The 19709-nt window shown below is 52.0% G+C and carries 17 protein-coding genes; 9 read left to right on the forward strand and 8 right to left on the reverse strand.

The features are described from left to right. Positions 1-37 precede the first annotated feature (37 nt). The 3 genes from A1332_RS20475 to A1332_RS20485 all read left to right on the forward strand — a co-directional run bounded on the left by A1332_RS20475 (position 38) and on the right by A1332_RS20485 (position 4587). Positions 38-1948, forward strand: coding sequence for a hypothetical protein (locus tag A1332_RS20475; protein ID WP_157204072.1), 1911 nt, complete (start codon positions 38-40; stop codon positions 1946-1948). Between the two features lie 308 nt (positions 1949-2256). Next, positions 2257-3828: a PQQ-dependent sugar dehydrogenase gene (locus A1332_RS20480; protein WP_064010284.1), complete on the forward strand. Its 1572-nt coding sequence runs from the start codon at positions 2257-2259 to the stop codon at positions 3826-3828. Between the two features lie 21 nt (positions 3829-3849). After that, entirely contained in the window at positions 3850-4587 is a 738-nt protein-coding gene (locus A1332_RS20485; RefSeq protein ID WP_064010285.1) for a hypothetical protein, read from the forward strand. Between the two features lie 404 nt (positions 4588-4991). Here the strand turns inward: A1332_RS20485 and A1332_RS20490 are convergent, their stop codons facing one another. Beyond that, positions 4992-6320, reverse strand: a complete 1329-nt coding sequence (locus A1332_RS20490; RefSeq protein ID WP_064010286.1) for an alpha/beta hydrolase — start codon at positions 6318-6320, stop codon at positions 4992-4994. A 116-nt stretch (positions 6321-6436) separates the two neighbouring features. After that, positions 6437-10330, reverse strand: a complete 3894-nt coding sequence (locus tag A1332_RS20495; RefSeq protein WP_064010287.1) for a PAS domain S-box protein — start codon at positions 10328-10330, stop codon at positions 6437-6439. A gap of 377 nt (positions 10331-10707) precedes the next feature. Between A1332_RS20495 and A1332_RS20500 the strand changes: the two genes are divergently transcribed. Together A1332_RS20500 and A1332_RS20505 are read left to right on the forward strand one after the other, a co-directional pair. Continuing rightward, positions 10708-11016, forward strand: a complete 309-nt coding sequence (locus A1332_RS20500; protein ID WP_064010288.1) for a ribbon-helix-helix protein, CopG family — start codon at positions 10708-10710, stop codon at positions 11014-11016. Then, positions 11013-11357: a type II toxin-antitoxin system PemK/MazF family toxin gene (locus A1332_RS20505; protein WP_197491523.1), complete on the forward strand. Its 345-nt coding sequence runs from the start codon at positions 11013-11015 to the stop codon at positions 11355-11357. Before A1332_RS20500 ends, A1332_RS20505 begins: the two co-directional genes overlap by 4 nt. Before the next feature lie 54 nt (positions 11358-11411). Here the strand turns inward: A1332_RS20505 and A1332_RS20510 are convergent, their stop codons facing one another. The 3 genes from A1332_RS20510 to A1332_RS20520 are packed head-to-tail and all read right to left on the reverse strand — an operon-like array spanning position 11412 to position 13150. Beyond that, positions 11412-12203 carry a nuclease-related domain-containing protein gene (locus A1332_RS20510; RefSeq protein ID WP_064010290.1) on the reverse strand — a complete coding sequence of 264 codons (792 nt, stop codon included), beginning with the start codon at positions 12201-12203 and terminating at the stop codon, positions 11412-11414. A 25-nt stretch (positions 12204-12228) separates the two neighbouring features. Continuing rightward, positions 12229-12900 (reverse strand): cold shock domain-containing protein, encoded by a 672-nt coding sequence (locus A1332_RS20515; RefSeq protein WP_064010291.1) that lies wholly within the window; start codon positions 12898-12900, stop codon positions 12229-12231. Then, entirely contained in the window at positions 12872-13150 is a 279-nt protein-coding gene (locus tag A1332_RS20520; RefSeq protein WP_064010292.1) for a hypothetical protein, read from the reverse strand. The genes A1332_RS20515 and A1332_RS20520 overlap by 29 nt, the downstream gene beginning before the upstream one ends. Before the next feature lie 290 nt (positions 13151-13440). Here A1332_RS20520 and A1332_RS20525 point away from each other — a divergent pair, with 290 nt between their 5' ends. From A1332_RS20525 to A1332_RS20540, 4 genes are all read left to right on the forward strand, one after another. Beyond that, positions 13441-14805: a cytochrome P450 gene (locus tag A1332_RS20525; RefSeq protein WP_064010299.1), complete on the forward strand. Its 1365-nt coding sequence runs from the start codon at positions 13441-13443 to the stop codon at positions 14803-14805. A gap of 82 nt (positions 14806-14887) precedes the next feature. Beyond that, a complete protein-coding gene (locus tag A1332_RS20530; RefSeq protein ID WP_064010293.1) occupies positions 14888-15313 on the forward strand; it encodes a VOC family protein in 426 nt (141 codons plus the stop codon). 84 nt (positions 15314-15397) lie between these two features. Beyond that, the gene (locus tag A1332_RS20535) at positions 15398-15847 is read left to right on the forward strand and encodes a hypothetical protein (protein ID WP_064010294.1); all 450 of its coding nucleotides are present in this window, start codon (positions 15398-15400) and stop codon (positions 15845-15847) included. 212 nt (positions 15848-16059) lie between these two features. Beyond that, positions 16060-16992: a hypothetical protein gene (locus A1332_RS20540; protein WP_064010295.1), complete on the forward strand. Its 933-nt coding sequence runs from the start codon at positions 16060-16062 to the stop codon at positions 16990-16992. A gap of 35 nt (positions 16993-17027) precedes the next feature. Here the strand turns inward: A1332_RS20540 and A1332_RS20545 are convergent, their stop codons facing one another. The 3 genes from A1332_RS20545 to A1332_RS20555 all read right to left on the reverse strand — a co-directional run. Continuing rightward, a complete protein-coding gene (locus A1332_RS20545; RefSeq protein WP_064010296.1) occupies positions 17028-18281 on the reverse strand; it encodes a glutamate-5-semialdehyde dehydrogenase in 1254 nt (417 codons plus the stop codon). Positions 18282-18344: 63 nt separating this feature from the next. Then, positions 18345-18653 carry a hypothetical protein gene (locus A1332_RS20550; protein ID WP_064010297.1) on the reverse strand — a complete coding sequence of 103 codons (309 nt, stop codon included), beginning with the start codon at positions 18651-18653 and terminating at the stop codon, positions 18345-18347. A gap of 241 nt (positions 18654-18894) precedes the next feature. Next, positions 18895-19709 (reverse strand): hypothetical protein (locus tag A1332_RS20555; RefSeq protein WP_231890377.1); only part of this gene is annotated, 815 nt, incomplete at its 5' end.

Genomic DNA, 19709 nt, shown 5'->3' on the forward strand with positions numbered 1-19709 from the left:
GCCCCCGCCCGCCCACTAAGCCATGCCAGCTGCTGGCTTGAAATTCGCAAAGTGGGCGCTGGCGCTGAGCTATTGTCTTTGGATAGCCGTTGCGGAAGCGGACGTTAGTCGTCACTTCGAATTCCTGTACGTAGACGCCAACGAAGGCAGCGCCAGCGGCGGTCACGCCGCCATTAAATTCGACCGGCAAGTCTTTCATTTTCAGCACATCCAGCCCGGCTTGCTGCGCCTGTATCGCAACGATGCGGCGGCTTTCGAATTTGCCTACGGCTATCAGGAAAACCGCAACATTTACGGTCACCGCATCGACGTTTCAGACGACTTTTTTCAAGCGTTGCGGGATGCCTTTGGTCGCCGCCTGCTCATTCAAAACCAGCAATTATTGCTATTACAAGCCCTGCACGACGACCAAGTGCTGGTTTCAGGCTTGCAAAACCTTGGGTCTGCACCGCCGCTGCCCCTAAAAGGATTAGGTTATTTTTTGACGCAATACCGGGCGGCTGAAGCCTTCTCTGTCGAGGATGGCAAACACAGCAACACCAGCCAAGTGCTACAACAATTGCACGAAGCAATCGTTAATCAGTATGGCGAGGATTTTTTGGCGACCAAGCGCATGCAAGTTTGGCAAACCCTACAAGCCCTGAAACCGGACGTAGCGGGTAACTCCACAATTAGCGAACCAACCGATACGCACTTTACGGCCACGAACAGTTCGTTTGCCGAGCAATACCGTAATCAGTTGCTGAATCTTGCTGCGCTGGATATGCTGCAAGCTAGGCTGTCGCCGCGCACCGAGAGTTTGTTACAAATTCCGGAGGCGACATTCAAACTCAACGCGGCGCAGCGCAACAAGCTACAAGATTTTAGGCAGCGTTTGTTTGCCGATTTAATAACCCTGATGCGCAGCCGGCGCAGCGACTGGGGTTATCCATTGCTGGTGGGTATGGCCCGTTTGCATGCTCTGGACCATACCGTCGCCTCTGGCTATCTAACCGTGCTGGACCGCAGCCGCTCCGAAAGTGACGACCTACAAGCCACTATTATCGATGAAGACAACTTGCCGGCAGCGTTGCAATACACTCAACAGGTATTTGCGGCGGCCTCCGGACACCTCGACAGCCCCGCAGCGCTGGATGAAATTGCTTACTCGGAACTTGAGCTGAGCGCGACGGCGCTAATACAATCACATAAGCCAAACGCAGACCGGCATGCTTTAAAATTGCTGCCATTGACCACAACCCCGTCGCGGCCGGCAGCCGCAGAATTGATTGGTCTGCCGCTACCGGCTAGCGAATTGGCACATTTCCAAAACAGCGTAACGCAGGAAATCGAAACATATCAAAGCCAATTGCAATCCTTGTATGGCTATAACCTACTTAGCCGCAATTGCGTCACCGAAATCTTTCGGGTCATCAACCAGACGGTTGCCGGCATCTCGGCTACGGCCGAGGAAAGTCCAAATCAAGCGTCGCAACGCCTGCTGGGCGGTTACCTTGATGAACGCGGCTTGAACATGATTCCGTTTGTTGCCTATGCCCAGATAGCAGACACGTATCGACTAAGCGCCAGCTTCCAGCGCGCGCCCTACAGAGAGCAACAGCGTCAACTGCGTTACCGGCAAATGCCGCAATGGCAGGTGGATTTGCAGGAATCCAATACTCTTAGTTCGACGATTTACAGCCGGAACCGGGAAGACGCGGCGTTTTTATTCTTTACTCAAGATCAAATCTGGCCCAGGCCGCTGCTGGGTAGCTTCAATCTGGCCATAGCCGGCGGCCAGGGCCTATACGGTTTCTTTAGCTGGCCCTGGGATGACGGGGACAACCTTCGCAAAGGCTTGAAAGGCATTGTCGTCAGCCTGCCGGAGTTGCTGTTCTTTAACATCCGTAAAGGCTCGTTTCCAGGGTTATTGCCTGAGGCAAAAATATATTTGCCTGAGGTTTTTTAACGGGATGACTTAAATTATTAACCCACCCCTTAAATATCTTCGCTCCCGCGAAGGCTGTACCGCTGCCACATCTTTCTAATCAGATAAATTTTTTAATTTCGCCATTGAACCTTTGTGCTATAAACCGGAATTCACCCACTGTGAAAGCTAGTGCCGTTTCGTTGGCAATGGGGTTGATCGGGGTAAAAAGCTGACGCTTTTCAATTGGGTGTGCCGATAAACCAGCGTTGGCTGCGGCATAAAACAAGTTTTACCGGTCCGCGCTGCATTGGTTTCACATTCCTTCTTCTTTCCCGAGGGCAATACTTATGAACCGGATAACATCACTGCAAACTCCCGGCAACATCGCTCATCAATTCAACTCCCGACCGCGTAACATCGCGCCTTTCAAGACCTTGGCGACGGCAATAAGTATTGCCGCAACTCTAGCCGGCCCGGTCAACGCCGACTCGATTCCGGCCACCGTTCTGGACCCTAATTTACAGGTCGGTGTGGCGGTCAGCGGACTCAGTCAGCCGATTGGCGTGGTGTTCTTGGCGGCCAACGATATGCTGGTGCTGGAAAAAGCCTCCGGGCAAATCAAGCGAGTGATCAACGGAAGCGTGCAAGCAACACCGGTGTTGGACTTGGCGGTCAATTCAAATTCCGAACGCGGCCTGCTAAGCATGGTATTGCACCCGCAATTTCCCGAAGTACCGGAAGTCTTTATCCGCTGGACCGAGAGCAGCACCGGGGCCGATTCGACAGTAGCCTTGGAAGTCCCTGTATTGGGAAATCGCATCGACCGCTTTCGCTGGGACCCTAGCGGCGGCGGCCGCTTGGTATTTGACCAAAATATATTGAAGCTGCGCGCGCTGCAAACCGACAACATCCAGGTCGCCGGGCAACCGCCCAGCGCCAACGCCAATCCGCAAGGTAATCATAACGGCGGAGTAATCAAATTCGGCCCGGACGGCCATCTCTATGTCTATACGGGGGACCTGGGACGCCGAGGATGGATGCAGAATCTTAGCAATGGTCCATTCCTGAAAGCACCGTTAATAGACGATACCTACGGCGGCCCGGAGCCGGACGACGTGCACTTGTCCGGCGTGATTTTACGTATCAATACCAATGGCAATGCACCGGTAGATAATCCGTTTTTTGCGGCCGGCGCGGGGATCGGCGGCGATGTTGGCGCCAATATCCAGAAGATTTATTCCTATGGTCATCGCAACGGTTTTGGCATGGCCTTTGACCCCGCCTCCGGCCACTTGTGGGAAACCGAAAATGCCGACGACGCCTTCAGCGAATTGAATCGCGTCATTCCCGGCATGAACGGCGGCTGGATCCAGTTTGCCGGACCGGCCAGCCGAATTTCGCAGTTTAAAGCCATAGAAACCACGCAATTCAATAACGCCATGCAACAGGTGCGTTACCCACCAACCCGAATTGCCTACACGTCAGCTCTCGGCAAAGCTAGGTTAATGGCACTACCGGGTTCGATTTATGTCGATCCGGAACTGAGCTGGAAATACGAGATCGGCCCCGCCGGCACGGCCTTTGTCGATGGCGATGCGCTGGGGGCGGAGTATAACGGCACGCTGTGGATGGGTTCTTCCAGAGGCTTTGCGCAAGTGGGCGCGAATGGCGGCAGCTTGTACCGTATCAAGTTGACGGCCGATAGATTGCATGTCGATGTCAGCACCGACCCGCGCTTGGCTGATAAAGTCGCCGACAATCTGTTTCGTGCGCAAAAATTCGACGGCACCGAAAGCGAAACCTTAAAAATCGGCAGCGGCTTCGGCACGACTACCGATATTGAACAAGGCCCGGACGGCAATTTGTACGTTGTGTCCATAAGCGACAGCAGCATTTATCGCATCAGCCGTAAGCCGTAACACCAACAGGAGCAACACTTTATGAACACTTTCAGCAATTTAAAGTCAGCGGCATGCTTGGGGATATTGATCGGCAGTTTTTCCATGCCGAGTCAGGCCAATTTGCTAGTAAACGGCGGTTTCGAGTCGGGTTTTAACAACTGGACACGTGCCGATCAACTCGGTAGCAACGGCACTTTTTTCCAACAAAGCGGGACCAGCAGTCCGGTAAACGGTTTTGCGGTAGAAGCACCGGTGGCAGGTAGTTTTGCGGCAATGACTGACGCCGAAGCCGGCGGCAGCCATGTCTTGTATCAGGACTTTGTGGTGCCGACCGGCGTGGGCATTACCAGTCTGGCGTTTTCTTTGTATCTGAACAACGGTGCTGACAACTATTACAATCCGGGGCATCTGGATTGGGCGGCAACCGGTACGCCAGGCTCGACCAATCTCAACCAGCAAGCGCGCGTCGACATTTTGAGTACCGCAGTCGATCCGTTCAGCACCACGGTTTTACAAAACCTGTTTCAAACCAATACCGGCGATCCGCTCGTATCCGGCTACACGCCGTTCTTGATCGACATCACCACCTTGCTGCAAGCGCATCAGGGCGAGACCTTACGCCTGCGCTTTGCCGAAACCGATAATGTCGGTCCCTTCAATTTTGGCGTGGACAACGTCAGTATCTCCCAGGTGCCGCTGCCGTCGGCTTTGTGGTTGGCTTTGTCCGGCTTCTCCGGGCTATTTTGGCTGGGTCGCCGCCGCGAAGCTTCCGTCTGATAAACGCTTGACGGATGTTGGGCTGGCCGACCTCGGCATAGCCCAACCTTTCGCTCCGAACTTTCTTCCTATTGACCCGGCTCTTAAATTCCCTGGATTAGTCATTCCGCCCCAAATAGCGCCCTGGACTCCCACCTTCGCGGGAGCGACGGTATCTGCGAGACAGCTAAATATATTCATCACACTTTAAATTTCGGTTTTTTGATTCCCTCTCCCCAACCCTCTACAGGACAATGCCGTTAAGTTAAGAGTTGCACATTAGGGTCGAATTTATTCGAAGTTTGGCGCCCATGGTGCGAATAAATTCGCACCTACAAGTTCTCAACTTAACGGCATTGCCCTGAGAGCGAAGGAGCGAATGTGCCGAAATTTGCAGTGCGAAAGGCATAGCTACCGGATACGCCCTATCGCGTTTGTAGCGTGCCCGCCCGGTCCAGCCATTTTCCGGCTTTTTCGTTCAACCACGCCTGGGCAAACTCGTCTTTTTTAATCACCATATCCAGAAATGCACTGGACACGCTGGCGATGGCCGCGACCTGTTTATAACCCAGGTTGGGATCCTGGCGTTCCGGCTTGCCGAACAAGCCCATGCTGGGACTGCCCCCGGCCGCGCCGCGCCGACCGCCACCGCCATGCCCACCGGGACCGCCGCCCGATTCCATGCCACCCATGCCAAATTCTCCGCGCCTCGCCCCGCTCAAGCCAAACCGCCCGCCCAGTTCGTTGCCCGCCAGCAAGCGATGCCCGGCGCCGCGCAATAACAACAGATATTTGCCGCCGGCCGGAGCCTGCTCCCAAACCGCCGTGCGCACCGCGGCCGAACTGATCGCATAAGGGTCGTTATCTTCGCTGCCGGTAATCGTCAGCATGGGCAGACGCAAAGCCTGAAACCGGCTGCGAACATTGCCTTCCGCCAAATCCACCGACGGGCTCAACACCATTGCAGCGACCGGCTTGAGTTCGTCGCTATGCGGCAGACCGGCACCGAAATTCTCGCCCAAGGCCGCCGTCACGGTTTGCGCGCCCAAATCGTAGCCGGCCAGAATCACTTTGCTTAAGTCGGCAGACGCATACAGTGGTTGTCGCAAACCGGCTCGAGTTTGCACTTGCCGATAAGCCCAGAACAGTTGCTCCAGGCGGATTTTCAGATTCTCCACGGCAAAATATTGATGACCGACGTAGCGCAACTCACTTTCGCGCGCGCTCCGCGATTGCCGACGCGGCTTGTCACCAAACCAACCGCCGCTGGCCTGGTCCGGACGTAGCTCCATGTTTTCATCCGCCAGTTCTACATTCTCGTCATCCGGTATCTCCTCGGGGTCGTCGAAGCGGCGTTCAGCCTCCAGGGCCTTCAAGGCTTGGCTAACCGGGACCGGCTGCATGCTAAACACCAGATAGCCGGCCTTGGCCCAGGTTTCCCGCCACAAACGCCCGGCTATAGCGTCTTCGCCCAAGCTGGGCAGATAAATAATCAATGGATAACTGCCCGGCGTGCTCGGCCCGATCAGTTCCACTTCCAGTGCCGTTTGCTGATAAATCCAGACATCGTGCGTAGCATCAACAGCAAAACTCCGCGCGGTTTTGTAGGCACCATTGCCCAAGGCCTCGCTCAACTTTTCCTGCTGATCTTCCTGACTGGGCAGCGGCGGTCTGGATGAACAGGCGGTCAACAGCAGCAGCGAGCAGCACAAGAGCAAGTGACGCGATTTAAAGAATTTATGAGCTTGGGGCATGACTTTGCAACTCCGGCAAAAGGTCGGCGACAGGTTATCGATAATGCCATTATCGCCGACAGATGACTAAATCGGCGCCAGTAAATTGTAAAAATGGGTAAACCCCGCTTAGCTGGCTATGGGTATGGCTGGCGCTGCAAAACGTCCAAGGCTTGATCGAAAGCAAACACCTCGACATGCCGTGTCAAGGACGCAACGCCTTCGCGGCCCAAGGCTTGCCGTAATTGCTCCTGGTGGTTTTGTACATAAACTTGGGATTGTATATTGCCTTCCTCCAGTAATATCCGCAGACCTTCGACAACCGCGCGTAACGCTTTTTCGGAATAACTAGGCTGCGAAATCTCTTGAAGCGCCGGCTCACTCGGCAACACCTCGAGAATCCGGGCGATGAAAGCGGCAAGCTGCTCGGTCAATTGCTTGAGCGGACGCTGCAAAGAATCGACCGCAGCGGCTGCTTGCTGTTTTAAGGCCATTTCGATGCCTTCGGCGGTCTGCCGGATGTGGGTTATTCCCAAAGTTGCGGCACTGCTTTTAAGGGAATGCGCGGCTCTTTGCGCAGCTTCCCAATCGCCCACCGCCAATAACTGCCTGATATTCTCGGCTTCGGCCGCATGCCGCTGCGCAAAATGCCGTAACTGGCGCAGATAAAACGGCAGCTTGTTTTGCAGATTGTGCAAACCCGCCTGTAGATCCAGGCCCGGTATATTCGCCAAGCGTTCGTGCAGCGCCGCGTTGCCAGCGTTTTGGTCGCCCGGTGTTTTAGAATCCCGGGCCGGCTCCACCGTCGCCAACGGCGGCATCCAGCGTAACATCATTTCGTACAGCACCTCGGGATTGACGGGTTTGGGGATATGGTCGTTCATCCCGGCACTCAGGCAAGCGCGCCTATCTTCGTCGAACGCGTTGGCGGTCATCGCCAGTATCGGGGTCTTGTCCCGTCCCGGCATGCGCCGAATCGCCAAGCTGGCGGCGATGCCATCCATCTCCGGCATTTGCACGTCCATCAGAATCAGGTCGTATGCCTGTTTGACAGCCATATCGCAAGCGACCCGGCCATTTTCGGCCAAATCGACCAATAAACCGGCGTCCTGCAACAGCTCCAACGCCACTTCCTGATTGATCAGATTGTCTTCGGCCAACAACACCCGCCGCCCTTTCAGCTTGGATAGATCGGAGTGCCGCACATCCGCAGGGGTATTTTGCCGCCATCCGGATAGCGCCCCGGCAATCGCATCGTGTAAGGTCGATAGCGTCACCGGTTTGGCTAGATGCCCGACAATCCCCGCGTTTTGTAATTCCTCGGCGCTGCCGTCATAACTATAGGCGGTCACCAGTACAATTTTCGGTAAGGGTTCGCCGAGTATTTCGCCCATCCGGCGCGCGGTTTGAATGCCGTCCATCCCCGGCATCATCCAGTCCATCAACACCAGATCGAACGGTGAATCCGCCTGCTGGGCATCGACAACATTTTGCACGGCCACCGGACCGGAATCGGCCACGCTCACCTGGGCTTCGAACCGAGTCAGCATGTGCGCGATGGCTTCGCGGGCCTCGGTCACATCGTCTACCACCAATACTTTTAAACCTTTCCGAATATCCGGTTTGGGCAATTGCTGAGCAGAACCGGCATATTCGAACGGTAACTCCAACCAAAACGTACTGCCGCACCCCAGTCCACTCTCTACCCCCACCGTGCCGCCCATCATTTCGATCAGGCGCTTGCTGATGGCTAACCCCAAACCTGTGCCGCCGAAGCGGCGCGACGTGGTGGAATCCGCCTGCTCGAAGGCTTGGAATAAGCGGCTGCATTGCTCGGCATTCATACCTATGCCGGTGTCGCTGATTTCGAATCGTGCCAAAATCCCCACCGGATTTTTGGCTATCAATTTAGCCCGAAACACGATATGCCCGACATCGGTAAACTTGACGGCATTGCTGGCAAAATTAAGCAAAATCTGCCCCAACCGCAGCGAATCACCGCGTAATACCGCCGGTAGTGCCGGGTCAATCCGGTTTATCACTTCCAGACCTTTTTCGGCGGCGCGGTCGCAAATCAGGTCGTTCAAACTTTTAAAAACCTGATCGAGATCGAAATCGCCGATGTCCAGAACCAATTTGCCGGCTTCGATCTTGGAAAAATCCAGAATGTCATTGATGATGCCCAGCAAATGCTGGGCGGCAACGGAAATCTTGGCCAACTGCTCGCGCTGCTTGGCATCCAGCGTGGTATTTTGCAGCAAATGCGTCAAACCGATAATGGCGTTCATCGGCGTACGGATTTCATGGCTCATATTCGCCAGAAATGCGCTTTTCGATACATTGGCCACTTCCGCCGCCTGCATCGCATCGGCCAACTGTTCGGTGCGTTCAACCACCAATTCTTCGAGATGTTCGCGATAGTTCTCCAACTCTTCGAGCATCTGTTTCTTTTCGGTGATGTCCTCCTTGATCGCCATATAGTGACTAATGCGGCCGTCTTGCTGCCGAATCGGCGCCACGATAGCCGACTCCACGAATTCGCGGCCATCCTTGCGCTTATTGGTAAATTCGCCCTGCCAGGACCGGCCATTGGTTAAATTATCCCAGAGCGCCACGAAATACTCGGGCTTGGTGTTGCCCGAATTCAAAAGACTGGCTTTTTGGCCCAACAGCTCCGAACGCGTATAGCCGGTAGTTTGAATCACCGCTTCGTTGACGTACTCGATGCGCGCCTCCAGATCGGTGATAACAATGCTTTCCGGGCTTTGCTCGACCACCAGGGATAATTTGCGCAGCTCCTCTTCAGCCCGCTTGCGCTCGGTGATGTCCACCAGCGATGCCAATAAATTGTCGCCCATCGTAATGCCGGAGATGATGGCGGTGCGCACCTCACCGTTTTTACAGGTCACCTGATATTCGTGGGACTCGATTGGGGCCTGCTGCTCTGCCGCGCGCCGCTGCAAATTCTGCCAGTTGTCGAAAACCGATTGCCGGTAAACCGGATCGGGATACGCCTTGCGCCACCAATCTTGCACGGTTGGGATGTCGGACAAGGTATAACCAAAGGTGCGGGCGATAGACTGGTTCAAGGCCGACATCGTACCGTCGGCGGCCACCAGCGCCATCGGCACCGGCGCCACATCGAACAACTTGCGAAAATTAGCTTCGCTTTCCCGCAACGCCGCCTTGATACGCTTGCGCTCGGTGATGTCGCGCACTATCTTGGACGCGCCGATGACATTGCCGTCGCAATCCTTAATCGCCGAAATCGTCGAGGCAACCTCGATCAGGCTGCCGTCCTTACGCACTCTCTGCGTTTCGTAATTGCTTATCCGCTCGCCGTTAACAATCCGCTGTAGCAGCTCGGCTTCGGAGGCCAACAGCTCGGATGGAAACAGCAGCGTAATCGGCTGGCCTATAATTTCAGCCGCGCTGTAACCGAATATGCGTTCGGCCGCGCCGTTCCAACTGGTGACGATACCCTCCAGATTTTTGCCGATAATCGCATCGTCGGAAGAATTGACCAGCGCCGCCAACTGGGTACGCTCCGCTACCAAGCCCTGCTCAAGTAATACGTTCGCCGCTTTCAGCGCCTGCTCGACCCGTTCGCGTTCGGCAACCTCCTGTTGCAACTGTTCGTTGGCCGCGCGCAACTGAGCGGGGCTGGGCAATTGCAGCGCTTTGGGAATCAGCGGTATCAATACCGCCACCGTCACTACCGAGACCATCGCCGTCACCACTTTTGCGAAGGCATCGAGTCCGTAAAGTGGTTCCCAAATCACCACGACATCCATCAGATGAGTCGTACCGCAGGCCAGAATGAACACCACAAACAACCATAACACCCGGACATACGGAAAATCCTGCCGATGCCGCGCGAAATAACCCAAGGCGACCGGCAGCAAAAAGTAGGACAGGAATATCAAGCCATCGCTAATCACGAAGGTCCACAACAAACCCGGCGACCAGCTCAGGCAATAGCCGTGCGGCATAAAATTATTGTCGGTCAGAAACTTTAGAATTTCATTCATGGCAGGAATTTCGGTAAAGGTTATTTCAGCGATTTAAGATCGGCTACGAGGGCACAGTAGCGTAAAAACGCATATGCGCTGAGGGCGCTCTCGATCAAAATCTGTACATGTAAAAATAGCACCTAGCTAAAACCGCGTTAGATTTAAGCCTTTAACCCTATCAATAAAATTCTGGCGATACGCTAAAGCAGCAGGGGTGGTTGCCCATATCGCACGACTGCCTCAATGATCAATCCGGAATAGCCGAACGATCTAACGACACGGGTATTTCTTCGGTCAGCCGTTTGTCGTTATAACGCACAGGCCGGAAAAAGCTGGTTTGTTATACGTTTTGTCATACAATTTGTATGTCATTTTGACTTTTTTAGGAGTCTGCCATGCCAGCCATCAGCCTGCGTTTACCCGACGATGTGGAAGCCAATCTCAAAGCCGAAGCCCAACTGGAGGGCAAAAGCCAATCGGAAATCGCCCGCTTGGCGATTACCGAATACCTGGCCCGCCGCGAGCGTGAGCGATTTATGGCGGAGATGGTGGCGGCGGCGCGCGCTATGGCTAACGATCCGCGAGCCAAGGCGGAAGCACTACAAATTGCCGAAGATTTCGACGCGGCGGACGACGCCCTCGACCGCTTAATTGCTGAAGAGCGGGCTGCCGGTATCGACCCCGACGAAAAGTGGTGGGAATGATGAAGCGCGGCGAGGTATGGACCGCCAATCTGAATCCCAATAAGGGCGCCGAAATTGGCAAGATCAGGCCGGTCTTGGTGTTGCAGGACGAAGCGATGATTACCGGCGGCCTACCAACAATCGTGGTGGTGCCGCTCACCAGCCAGTTTCGGCCGAGTCTGGTGCCGTTGCGGATACCGATTGCGCCGCAAGGCCGATTGAAAGCCACCAGCTACGTCATGGCCGAACAACTGCGTGCCATCGACCGCTCCCGATTCGGCGAAGGCCCGCTCGCCGCCGTCACCGCCGCAGAACTGGCCGCGGTGGAGAAGAGTTTGCGCGGGATGATGGGGTTGTGGTGAATCAATTGCCTCAACAACTCAAAGTAAAATAACCTCGACATCAATCCGCCTTAGCTAGGCTGGACGCACCGCTCGGCACCTAGGAAAACCGCTACACCCCCAAAATTGATTGCCCTGATTCTCGCCGTTTTTTGCCGTCCTCAGCACCATTGGTCTACCGCATTTCGGGCAGGCATTTTCTGCTTGCTGCTGCTTTAGTTCGACAATATTTCTCACGTGTTTGACATGCTCCACGTGAGTTTTAATCGACGGTTTAAGACGACCACATTCGAGTTTTTGACAAACCTGCAAGACCTCGGTGATAGTCAGAATTGGTTGCTGTTTCCTCTTGATGAACCGAATATATCCCCCGGCATAAACCACATTATCTGGCATAGGTGTTTTAAACTCGCTATCGCCGATAAATACCACTACTGAAAACAGCTTGTCAGGCGTTAAACCTAATGCCGATTGCAAGGTTTGCGTATGTTTGTAATTCTGATGCAGCGGGTTTTGAAATGTATTGGTGTGCCGGTAGATTTTCTGAGTCCAGGTTTTTTGCTGTTCACTGCCGAATATCCAACCTTTCATGTTCTTAGTTTCGATGACGAAAACCCCATAGCGCGAGACGATGACGTGATCGATTTGCGTGGTTCCGTCTTCAGTTGGCAAAGTCACATTCTTGAACAGCGTATAAACCTGCTGGTCCAGTCGCAACTTAGCAATCAAATTGACTTGAAACTCACCCAAAACACCTTTCATCGAAGGCGTGTTTAGGAAACTTAACACAGCCAGCATCAACCATAGCCACCAATACTGGGTCAGTATTGGACCAAGTGCTTCAAACAAAATTTGGTTTAAATTCATCAGTCAAGTCCTGCTTTGATCCGGTTCATGTCATCCAATTGTATATGGCTAGCGCTGCTAAAACAGGAAGCACGGAAAAAACACATAACAGCACTAGGCAGCCGCTACCACGGCTTGCCGCATATCGATGAACAGGTTGAACCGGATTTTCCCGCAGCCAACGCTGATGGCAAGGATTGCAATACAGCTTCAAAAAACCGTTGTTCCAGGCTTGAATGGTACGAGCATCAAAATTGGCAACTGTATTGCACCTGGCGCAGCTAAACTGCTTTTCTTTGGGTTTCTTTTGCCGATTGAGAACTAGAAAGGCGACTACCAAAGCAATGGCGTAAGGGGCCATTGCTTCATTTATCAGCCGCGTCTGATAAAAATCCCAGCCCAATTTACCCAAACAACCGAGCACGATCAGCATCAGTAAGTAATCCAGTGCATTTTTCCGAGGAGGGCTTACCTGAATAGGTTTTAAATTTCTTTGTGGACTCGCCTGCGCAGCCAAACCTTCAATCACCACCGCTTTGGCTTGCAAACGCTGCTTGGCGTCCAACGCAGATTCATACACGACACTGTCACCCACTTGCGGTCGTCTGCTGCTGGTTTTCAGGCTGGAAATATGAAAAAACACTTTCTCGGCGCCATCGTCGGAAAAGATAAAGCCAAACCCTTTGTCATCATGCCATTGGCCGATTTTGCCTTTCATATATCCTCCTGTGATTAACCCATTTGAGAAGATGAGGTGGTTTTAGCGCGCGACGACTGACGCGTTTTGAGCGGTTTTTCTGTAGATCTGGCAGCAGCAACGTCCGCCGATACACGGCTAACTGGCGCAGCTTGAGCAGACAGGTGTTGGGATCGTCGGCAAAGTACTTTTCCGCCAACAACCCCAAACTCAACAGTTGCGGGTCATGCAGATTGAAAAAAATGAAGTTGGATCGCCGCTGGACGGTCATGGCATTTTCGATACCGTCCGGCTACACAGCGATTGCCAGTCACTTCCGGGCGAAGGTTGGGCAACAGCATGCTGATTAACAGAGTCCATTCGTTAAAACCGAAAAGTTACAATTTGGTCGCTAGAAGATAGCCGATTTAAGGCCGAACCGACAAATAATTTCCGTCCCGGATTTGCAGATGAATACCGTTCGGATCGAGCTTCTGAAAACTGACCCTATCCCGATGGAGAAGGTTTGTGGTAATTCGCGCTGAACAATTACAATCCCCTATCATTGACGGCTTCAACACAATGACACACGTGACATCGCAAACCCAACCGAAAAAAACCTCGCTGCCGGAACATTCGGTAATTCTACCGATGATGCAATTGATCTGGCGGCCGCTGACAACCCTTGCCTGGATTCACAAGCAATATGGCGATCTGGTGATGGGGCGGCTTTTCGGCAGAAAAATATTGTTCGTCTGCGCCCCTGAATACATCGAACAAATCTTTAACCTGGAAGGCAAGGGTTTGTTGAACCGGGACTTTCTTTACGATGCCAAGCGGGTGCTGTTCGGCAACGGTTTGGTTAACAGCCAGAGTGAAGTGTGGAGCAAGCAGCGCCGCTTGATGCAGCCCTTGTTTACCAAGGAGGCGGTTAAGCATTACGAGTTGATTATGATCGAGGAAGCCGCCGCCGTGGCGGGCAACTTGAAAAACGTAGCAGATGGTCAAGTCAATTTAACCATGGAGATTAAGAATCTGATTCAGCGGATTTTTATCCGCATCCTGCTCGGCAAATCGGTGGACAGTATTAGCAATAGCGCGGAGCTGATCAAGGTTATCGAAATAATCTGCCAGGAGTTACCGGTACAGTTAGGTAGCGAAATTATCTTCGGCAGCCGCTTGAAACGCTTTATTCCATTGAAATCCAGACGCTACCATGCCGCTGTCGATTACCTGAAAGCCTTTCTCCGCCAGGAAATCGCGGAAAAACAGAAGCATCCGGGGCAAGATCTGATATCGCAGTTGATTCAGTCTAGCGACAGAACGACCGGCTACACGATGCCGGCCGAACTACTGCAAGATGAAGCCGTCAATCTGTTTTTCGCCGGCCAGGAAACCACTATCAACACCTTGTTGTGGTTCTTTTATTTAACCGGCAAGCATGCTGAAGTGCGCAACAAGATAGCCGATGAAATCCGCCAATTGCCGGATGAACCGCTGTGCGCATCTCATCTTGGTCAACTGACCTACACCAAAGCCGCGCTAAACGAAACCTTGCGCCTTTACCCGCCCACATCGGCGCTGTCCACACAAACGGTGCAGGACATCGAGCTTGGCGACTATGGCATTCCCAAAGGAACTACTGTCTTGCTAAGCATGCACACCACCCACCATCACCCTCACCTTTGGGATAAGCCGGAAGAGTTTAATCCGAATAGATTCCTGGAAACAGAGCCGCCGGAAAGACACAAATATGCCTTTTTCCCGTTCGGCGGCGGCGTGCATAATTGCATAGGCAAGCATTTCGCCGAGCTGGAAATGTTGTTGATCATCGCCAGTTTTATTAGAGAATTTAGCTTCGAAACCGACATTACCGTAAAAGAAGCGTTCAGTATTACCTTAAAACCGGATCGACCGATTGTTGGCAGAGTGGAACCAATTAGTTAAGCTTATGGTCAGCCCTGACGCTATTGGATAATCGGCGCTGCGCGAGCCGCGAAATTGGCTATCTTTACTAACAAGGAATGTCATGAAACAGACCATTAGTTTTGTCACACTAGGCGTTGCCGACCTGAAGCAGAGCCGTCGCTTTTACCAGGCACTGGGCTGGCAAGAATCGTCCGGCAGCCAGGAAGAAGTAGCATTCTTTCAGGTGGGGAGCATAGCCTTTGCCTTGTTTGGCCGCGAATCGCTGGCGGACGATGCGAACATATCGTCTGAGGGATCGAGCTTTCCCGGATTTTCCCTGGCTCACAACGTCGCGTCGGAACAGGACGTCGACACAACATTGTTAGAAGCGGTTTCGGCCGGCGGCAAGCTGATTCGTTCCGGCGAAAAAGCCGCTTGGGGCGGCTTCAGGGGCTATTTTGCCGACCCCGATGGCTTCCTTTGGGAGGTTTGCTTCAATCCGTTCTTCCCACTAGACCAGCATGGCTTTGTGCAACTGCCAAAATAATCGATGACTTGAATTTTTATTTATAAACAACTGCAACCATTAATATTCAAATAACGGCAAATAAGGCCATATAACCTCAACAAAATGAAATTTAGAGTTTTTCTCCAAAGACTATCCAGCCCCCGCGTTAGAAGACGATTAAAAATTGGCCTGTCCGTTTGGGGCGTGGCAATTGCAATTAGTCTGATATTTAAGTTTGCTTATGATATTGGTTATTTTAAAGCGCAATCGTTAATAAATGATAAAAACACGGCAACACCTAATACAACCCAGATACTGACTATAGAATCCGCTCAGCGCATAGTATCCGGGGCGCTAAAAGAAGACCCTGACTATCCCAAGACAATTGTGACCCAGGTTATTGATAACAACCAAAAGCTGGCGACTATTATTGTCGAAAATAACAAGCAAAGAAAAATTGGCTGGATTATCGATATGCGCTTGTTTTTTACCGGCGATTTATTTAATGACAATGGCTATAACTTAACCGAATCGATTGAGCATCAGCATAATATTAGTAGAGGCGAAAACTAATTAGTTATGACGCGCAGCTATCGCAAATTAAAAGTTTCGGCGCCAGTCATACTATAAATATTGAATTACCTGATTAGCGGAGCCGCTAGTCAGGCTATTGAGAGCCACCGGACAAACTGCTACCATCGGCGGACAATATCCTCATTGACATATCTCTGTGTGATATCCCCGCTACTTCCACACAATATCTCACTGGATTTGAGGACATAAACATGCCGATTATTGCGTACCAATCCCTTAACTCCAACTCCAGCACGGACCACGGTATCAGCGCATCCAATTCTCAGCACTTCACGAGAATGACGCATGACCAGTTGGCGCAGAACTCTGCCCCTTGGAATCTGGTTCTGCCCACCGCTCCCGATATTTCGCCGGACATTCCGGTGCAAGGGCCAGCCGAACTGCGTTCGACAGCGTCGTCCGGATACATGGATAAAGGCCAGCACAGCAACGACAGTTTCTCGAGTATGGTTGCCAATAAGGTCCGGCAAATTTACCAAAACCTGATACGCGCGTTCGGCGGCGTCGATTTACTGGTGTGCGGCGAACTGGATAGCAGCCATTCGGACTGGACATCCATGCAAAGCAACGCCGGACAATTGATTCATACATCCTCGCCTTCCAAGGCCTGCAATTGCTTTAGCGTCCATTCAACTAGCGGCACGGCCAATAAGTTTCTGGGCGAAGGCGACGGCTGGTTGGCGGTGGCCTGTCACAACATCATCGTGGTATTCGTACACGTGCCCAATTCCATCGCCAAAAGCGAAGATAGCCTAATGAGCTATTACCAGAAAATTAATAGCGTGGTGATTCAAGTCGGACTGGGTCCGATTGACGTGGTGATGGGAGACACAAATCAGCCGACAAATGACTTTACTGCCAGGGTACTTAGTCGAGCGTTGGGCATCAAATTTAGCGACGCCCATCCTGGCGGCAGCATAAATCCGTTCGACTCACATCAACGCAGTTTTGACGGGACTAACAGCACTGCCACTAAAAAATACGATGTGGCCGTGTATAACACCACCAGCCTAAAACTGGCGGAGGTGGTCTACCTCTCGCAATCGACGCCGGTAACCGGCGGCGGCAGATATTCCGCCGCTGTTACCGATCACATGGGTATTGGTTTGCGAATAGAAAAATAATCGGCATTTCGTGCATTTATCTCTTGGATAAGGCCCTATCCGCGCAAATGCCCATCCCCATAAGCCACCCATTTATAGGTGGTGAGCTCATCCGGCCCGACCGGGCCGCGCACATGAAGTTTATCGGTGCTAATACCCACCACCGAGCCCAAACCGTAATCGCCGCCGCCCGACAAACGGGTCGAGGCGTTAATCATGACCGACGCCGAATCCACTTGCTCTTCAAATAGCCGGGCCAGGCTCAGGCTTTGCGTGACGATACCGTCGGTGTGGCCGGAGCCGTAATGATTGATATGGTCTATGGCTTGTTGAATACCGTCCACGACCTTCACCGACAGAATAGGCGCTAGGTATTCGCTATGCCAGTCTTCTTCGGTCGCTCGGGCAACATCGGGCAACAGCTTTTGGGTTTGTTCGCAGCCGCGCAGTTCGATGCGGTTTTCGACAAAGGCGGTTTGCAATAGCGGCAACAATTGTTCGGCGCATGCGCTGTCCACCAGCAAGGTTTCCAGCGCATTACAAACCTGCACGCTTTGGCATTTGGAATTAACCGCCAGCGCGACCGCCTGCACCGGGTCGGCATCGGCAGCAAGATACAGGTGGCAAATGCCGTCATAATGCTTGATGACCGGAATCCGCGTGCCTTCGGCGATGCGCTTGATCAAGCCTTTGCCGCCGCGCGGAATCAACACGTCGATGTATTCGTCCATTTTTAACAATTCGCCGACCGCTTCGTGACCGGTCGTGCGGATGATTTGGATTGCATGTTCCGGCAGACCGGCTGCGACGGCACCGGCAATCATCGCATCGGTCAGTATCGTATTGGTTTGCAGCGCTTCCGAGCCGCCGCGCAAGATCACCGCATTCCCGCTTTTGATGCACACCCCGGCGGCATCGGTGGTGACGTTGGGGCGCGACTCGTAAATGATGCCGATCACGCCAAGCGGCACCGATTTTTTGTAAACCCGCAGGCCGGCCGGATTGGTATGGCCGGTCAGTATCCGATTCAACGGGTCCGGCAACTGCGCGACTTTTTTCAAGCGCGACAACATGTAATTAAAGGTTTTGTCGTCTATCGTCAGCCGCTTGACCATCGCATCAGACTGCCCTTCGTCGCGGGCTTTGACGATTTCCTGGGCGTTCACGTCCAGCACCTGCTGCTTGACCGACTCCAGCGCCTCGGCCATTTTCGCCAAAGCCAGATTGCGTGTCGATTCGGAGGCCGATGCTAACTGGCGCGACGCGGCACGGCTTTGTTGGGCGATGGTTTGGACGGCGGTGGTAGTCATATTTTTCAGGATGATCGATTTTTTAGAGGGAGGATATTGATTACTGCATCTACACATTAACAACTAACTCAGATCAACTAAACCTTCAACATATTCCAGGGAATACAAGTCGTCAAAAAATTGTTGCAGATTTTCCATGTACTTTTTTGCAGTTTTGTTGCGCTGTTTTTGAATATGCAGAGTGATGCTTTCGTCTGTAATTTCTTGAAACCATAGCTCAAGATAACCACGATGCCCCCAGTCATCCTCCCCAATCTCATTTACATTCTCCGGCATAATCCCAAGATCACTGCATAAACGGTTAACTTGCAAACAATCGGACTGCTTGAAACAAACTTTGAGACTATAAATTTTCGGTTCCAGAGGTTTCATTTATTTCTATCCTAAAGATATTCCTTATTCGCAAGCTGCCCCAGCTGAATGCGTCTCTCATCCTCAAAATCGTCATTTCGGCATACCTTCTGAGCACTCGGGGAATGTCGAAATCCAAATGGAATGAATAGATCAAAGCTTACCATCCATGGTACTCGATGCCGCCTTCCAGTAAGTAGGGTATGTTGAGTTTACGAACCGCACCAATAGCGATCTACGCGGTGTACCTTGTTTACCGCATCTACTGACTATAAAAGCTCTCAAATTCCTTATAAGTAAGTGAAAGAGCGATAACCTCAATGGCCGTAACAAAAAACGTTGCAATTGATAACACGGCGTTTTCAATGTCGGTAGCGTTCTCACGCCAAAGCATTGTAATAATAAAATTAAAAAACAGCGGAAACAAACAGACTATGGCAAACATGTTAAAACCATTACCGCGAGTAATAACCCAAGACCACTTTAAACTCACTTTTTTGTCCATAGCAGTAGCGGGTAACACCAAACTGAGCCTTGCAGTTACATATCCACCTAAAACAAGAGAAAATAATTTTATCCAAAATCTTATATCCTCCAGCCCAATCGAGGGCAAGTGCCCGTTAAACATAAACAACATACTCATAAAAACAATTGTTTCGACAAGCGACGCGACTATAAATACCTGAAAACTCATAGCTAAAAACTTAGCCGCTCGCACGCCCATTCTGAAGTCTAAATTATTAGATACCTTAAAATCACTTACAAGAATCAGACGGTGACACATTATTGCAAGCCAGGAAAAACCGATACCGAGTATGCCCATAAATAATAACATTAATGGAAATCCAATATTATTAGCGTATTTAAATATGAGCGCACAATAAACTAATAAAATCAAAGTCGGCAATGATATTACGTTGAAGAATGCTTTCTTAGTTATCCAAGCCATTTTTAGGGTATTCAGAACAATTGGCCAAGCCTGAAGTTTAAATTCCAAGGTCATTGAGAAATAGTCAAATCTGGTGTATGGCTGAATTGAATCAGGCGGCCATCTGCTGTGTTTCTTCTGTTTTCTCC

This window comes from Methylomonas methanica (assembly GCF_001644035.1).
GTDB classification, from domain to species: Bacteria; Pseudomonadota; Gammaproteobacteria; order Methylococcales; family Methylomonadaceae; genus Methylomonas; species Methylomonas methanica_A.

Bases quoted from the DNA above. Each gene is read 5' to 3' on its own strand.
- A1332_RS20540 (WP_064010295.1), top strand. From the start codon at position 16,060: ATGCCGATTATTGCGTACCAATCCCTTAACTCCAACTCCAGCACGGAC.
- A1332_RS20525 (WP_064010299.1), top strand. From the start codon at position 13,441: ATGACACACGTGACATCGCAAACCCAACCGAAAAAAACCTCGCTGCCG.
- A1332_RS20495 (WP_064010287.1), bottom strand. From the start codon at position 10,330: ATGAATGAAATTCTAAAGTTTCTGACCGACAATAATTTTATGCCGCAC.
- A1332_RS20535 (WP_064010294.1), top strand. From the start codon at position 15,398: ATGAAATTTAGAGTTTTTCTCCAAAGACTATCCAGCCCCCGCGTTAGA.
- A1332_RS20490 (WP_064010286.1), bottom strand. From the start codon at position 6,320: ATGCCCCAAGCTCATAAATTCTTTAAATCGCGTCACTTGCTCTTGTGC.
- A1332_RS20500 (WP_064010288.1), top strand. From the start codon at position 10,708: ATGCCAGCCATCAGCCTGCGTTTACCCGACGATGTGGAAGCCAATCTC.
- A1332_RS20545 (WP_064010296.1), bottom strand. From the start codon at position 18,281: ATGACTACCACCGCCGTCCAAACCATCGCCCAACAAAGCCGTGCCGCG.
- A1332_RS20515 (WP_064010291.1), bottom strand. From the start codon at position 12,900: ATGAAAGGCAAAATCGGCCAATGGCATGATGACAAAGGGTTTGGCTTT.
- A1332_RS20480 (WP_064010284.1), top strand. From the start codon at position 2,257: ATGAACCGGATAACATCACTGCAAACTCCCGGCAACATCGCTCATCAA.
- A1332_RS20505 (WP_197491523.1), top strand. From the start codon at position 11,013: ATGATGAAGCGCGGCGAGGTATGGACCGCCAATCTGAATCCCAATAAG.
- A1332_RS20510 (WP_064010290.1), bottom strand. From the start codon at position 12,203: ATGAATTTAAACCAAATTTTGTTTGAAGCACTTGGTCCAATACTGACC.
- A1332_RS20520 (WP_064010292.1), bottom strand. From the start codon at position 13,150: ATGACCGTCCAGCGGCGATCCAACTTCATTTTTTTCAATCTGCATGAC.
- A1332_RS20550 (WP_064010297.1), bottom strand. From the start codon at position 18,653: ATGAAACCTCTGGAACCGAAAATTTATAGTCTCAAAGTTTGTTTCAAG.
- A1332_RS20485 (WP_064010285.1), top strand. From the start codon at position 3,850: ATGAACACTTTCAGCAATTTAAAGTCAGCGGCATGCTTGGGGATATTG.
- A1332_RS20530 (WP_064010293.1), top strand. From the start codon at position 14,888: ATGAAACAGACCATTAGTTTTGTCACACTAGGCGTTGCCGACCTGAAG.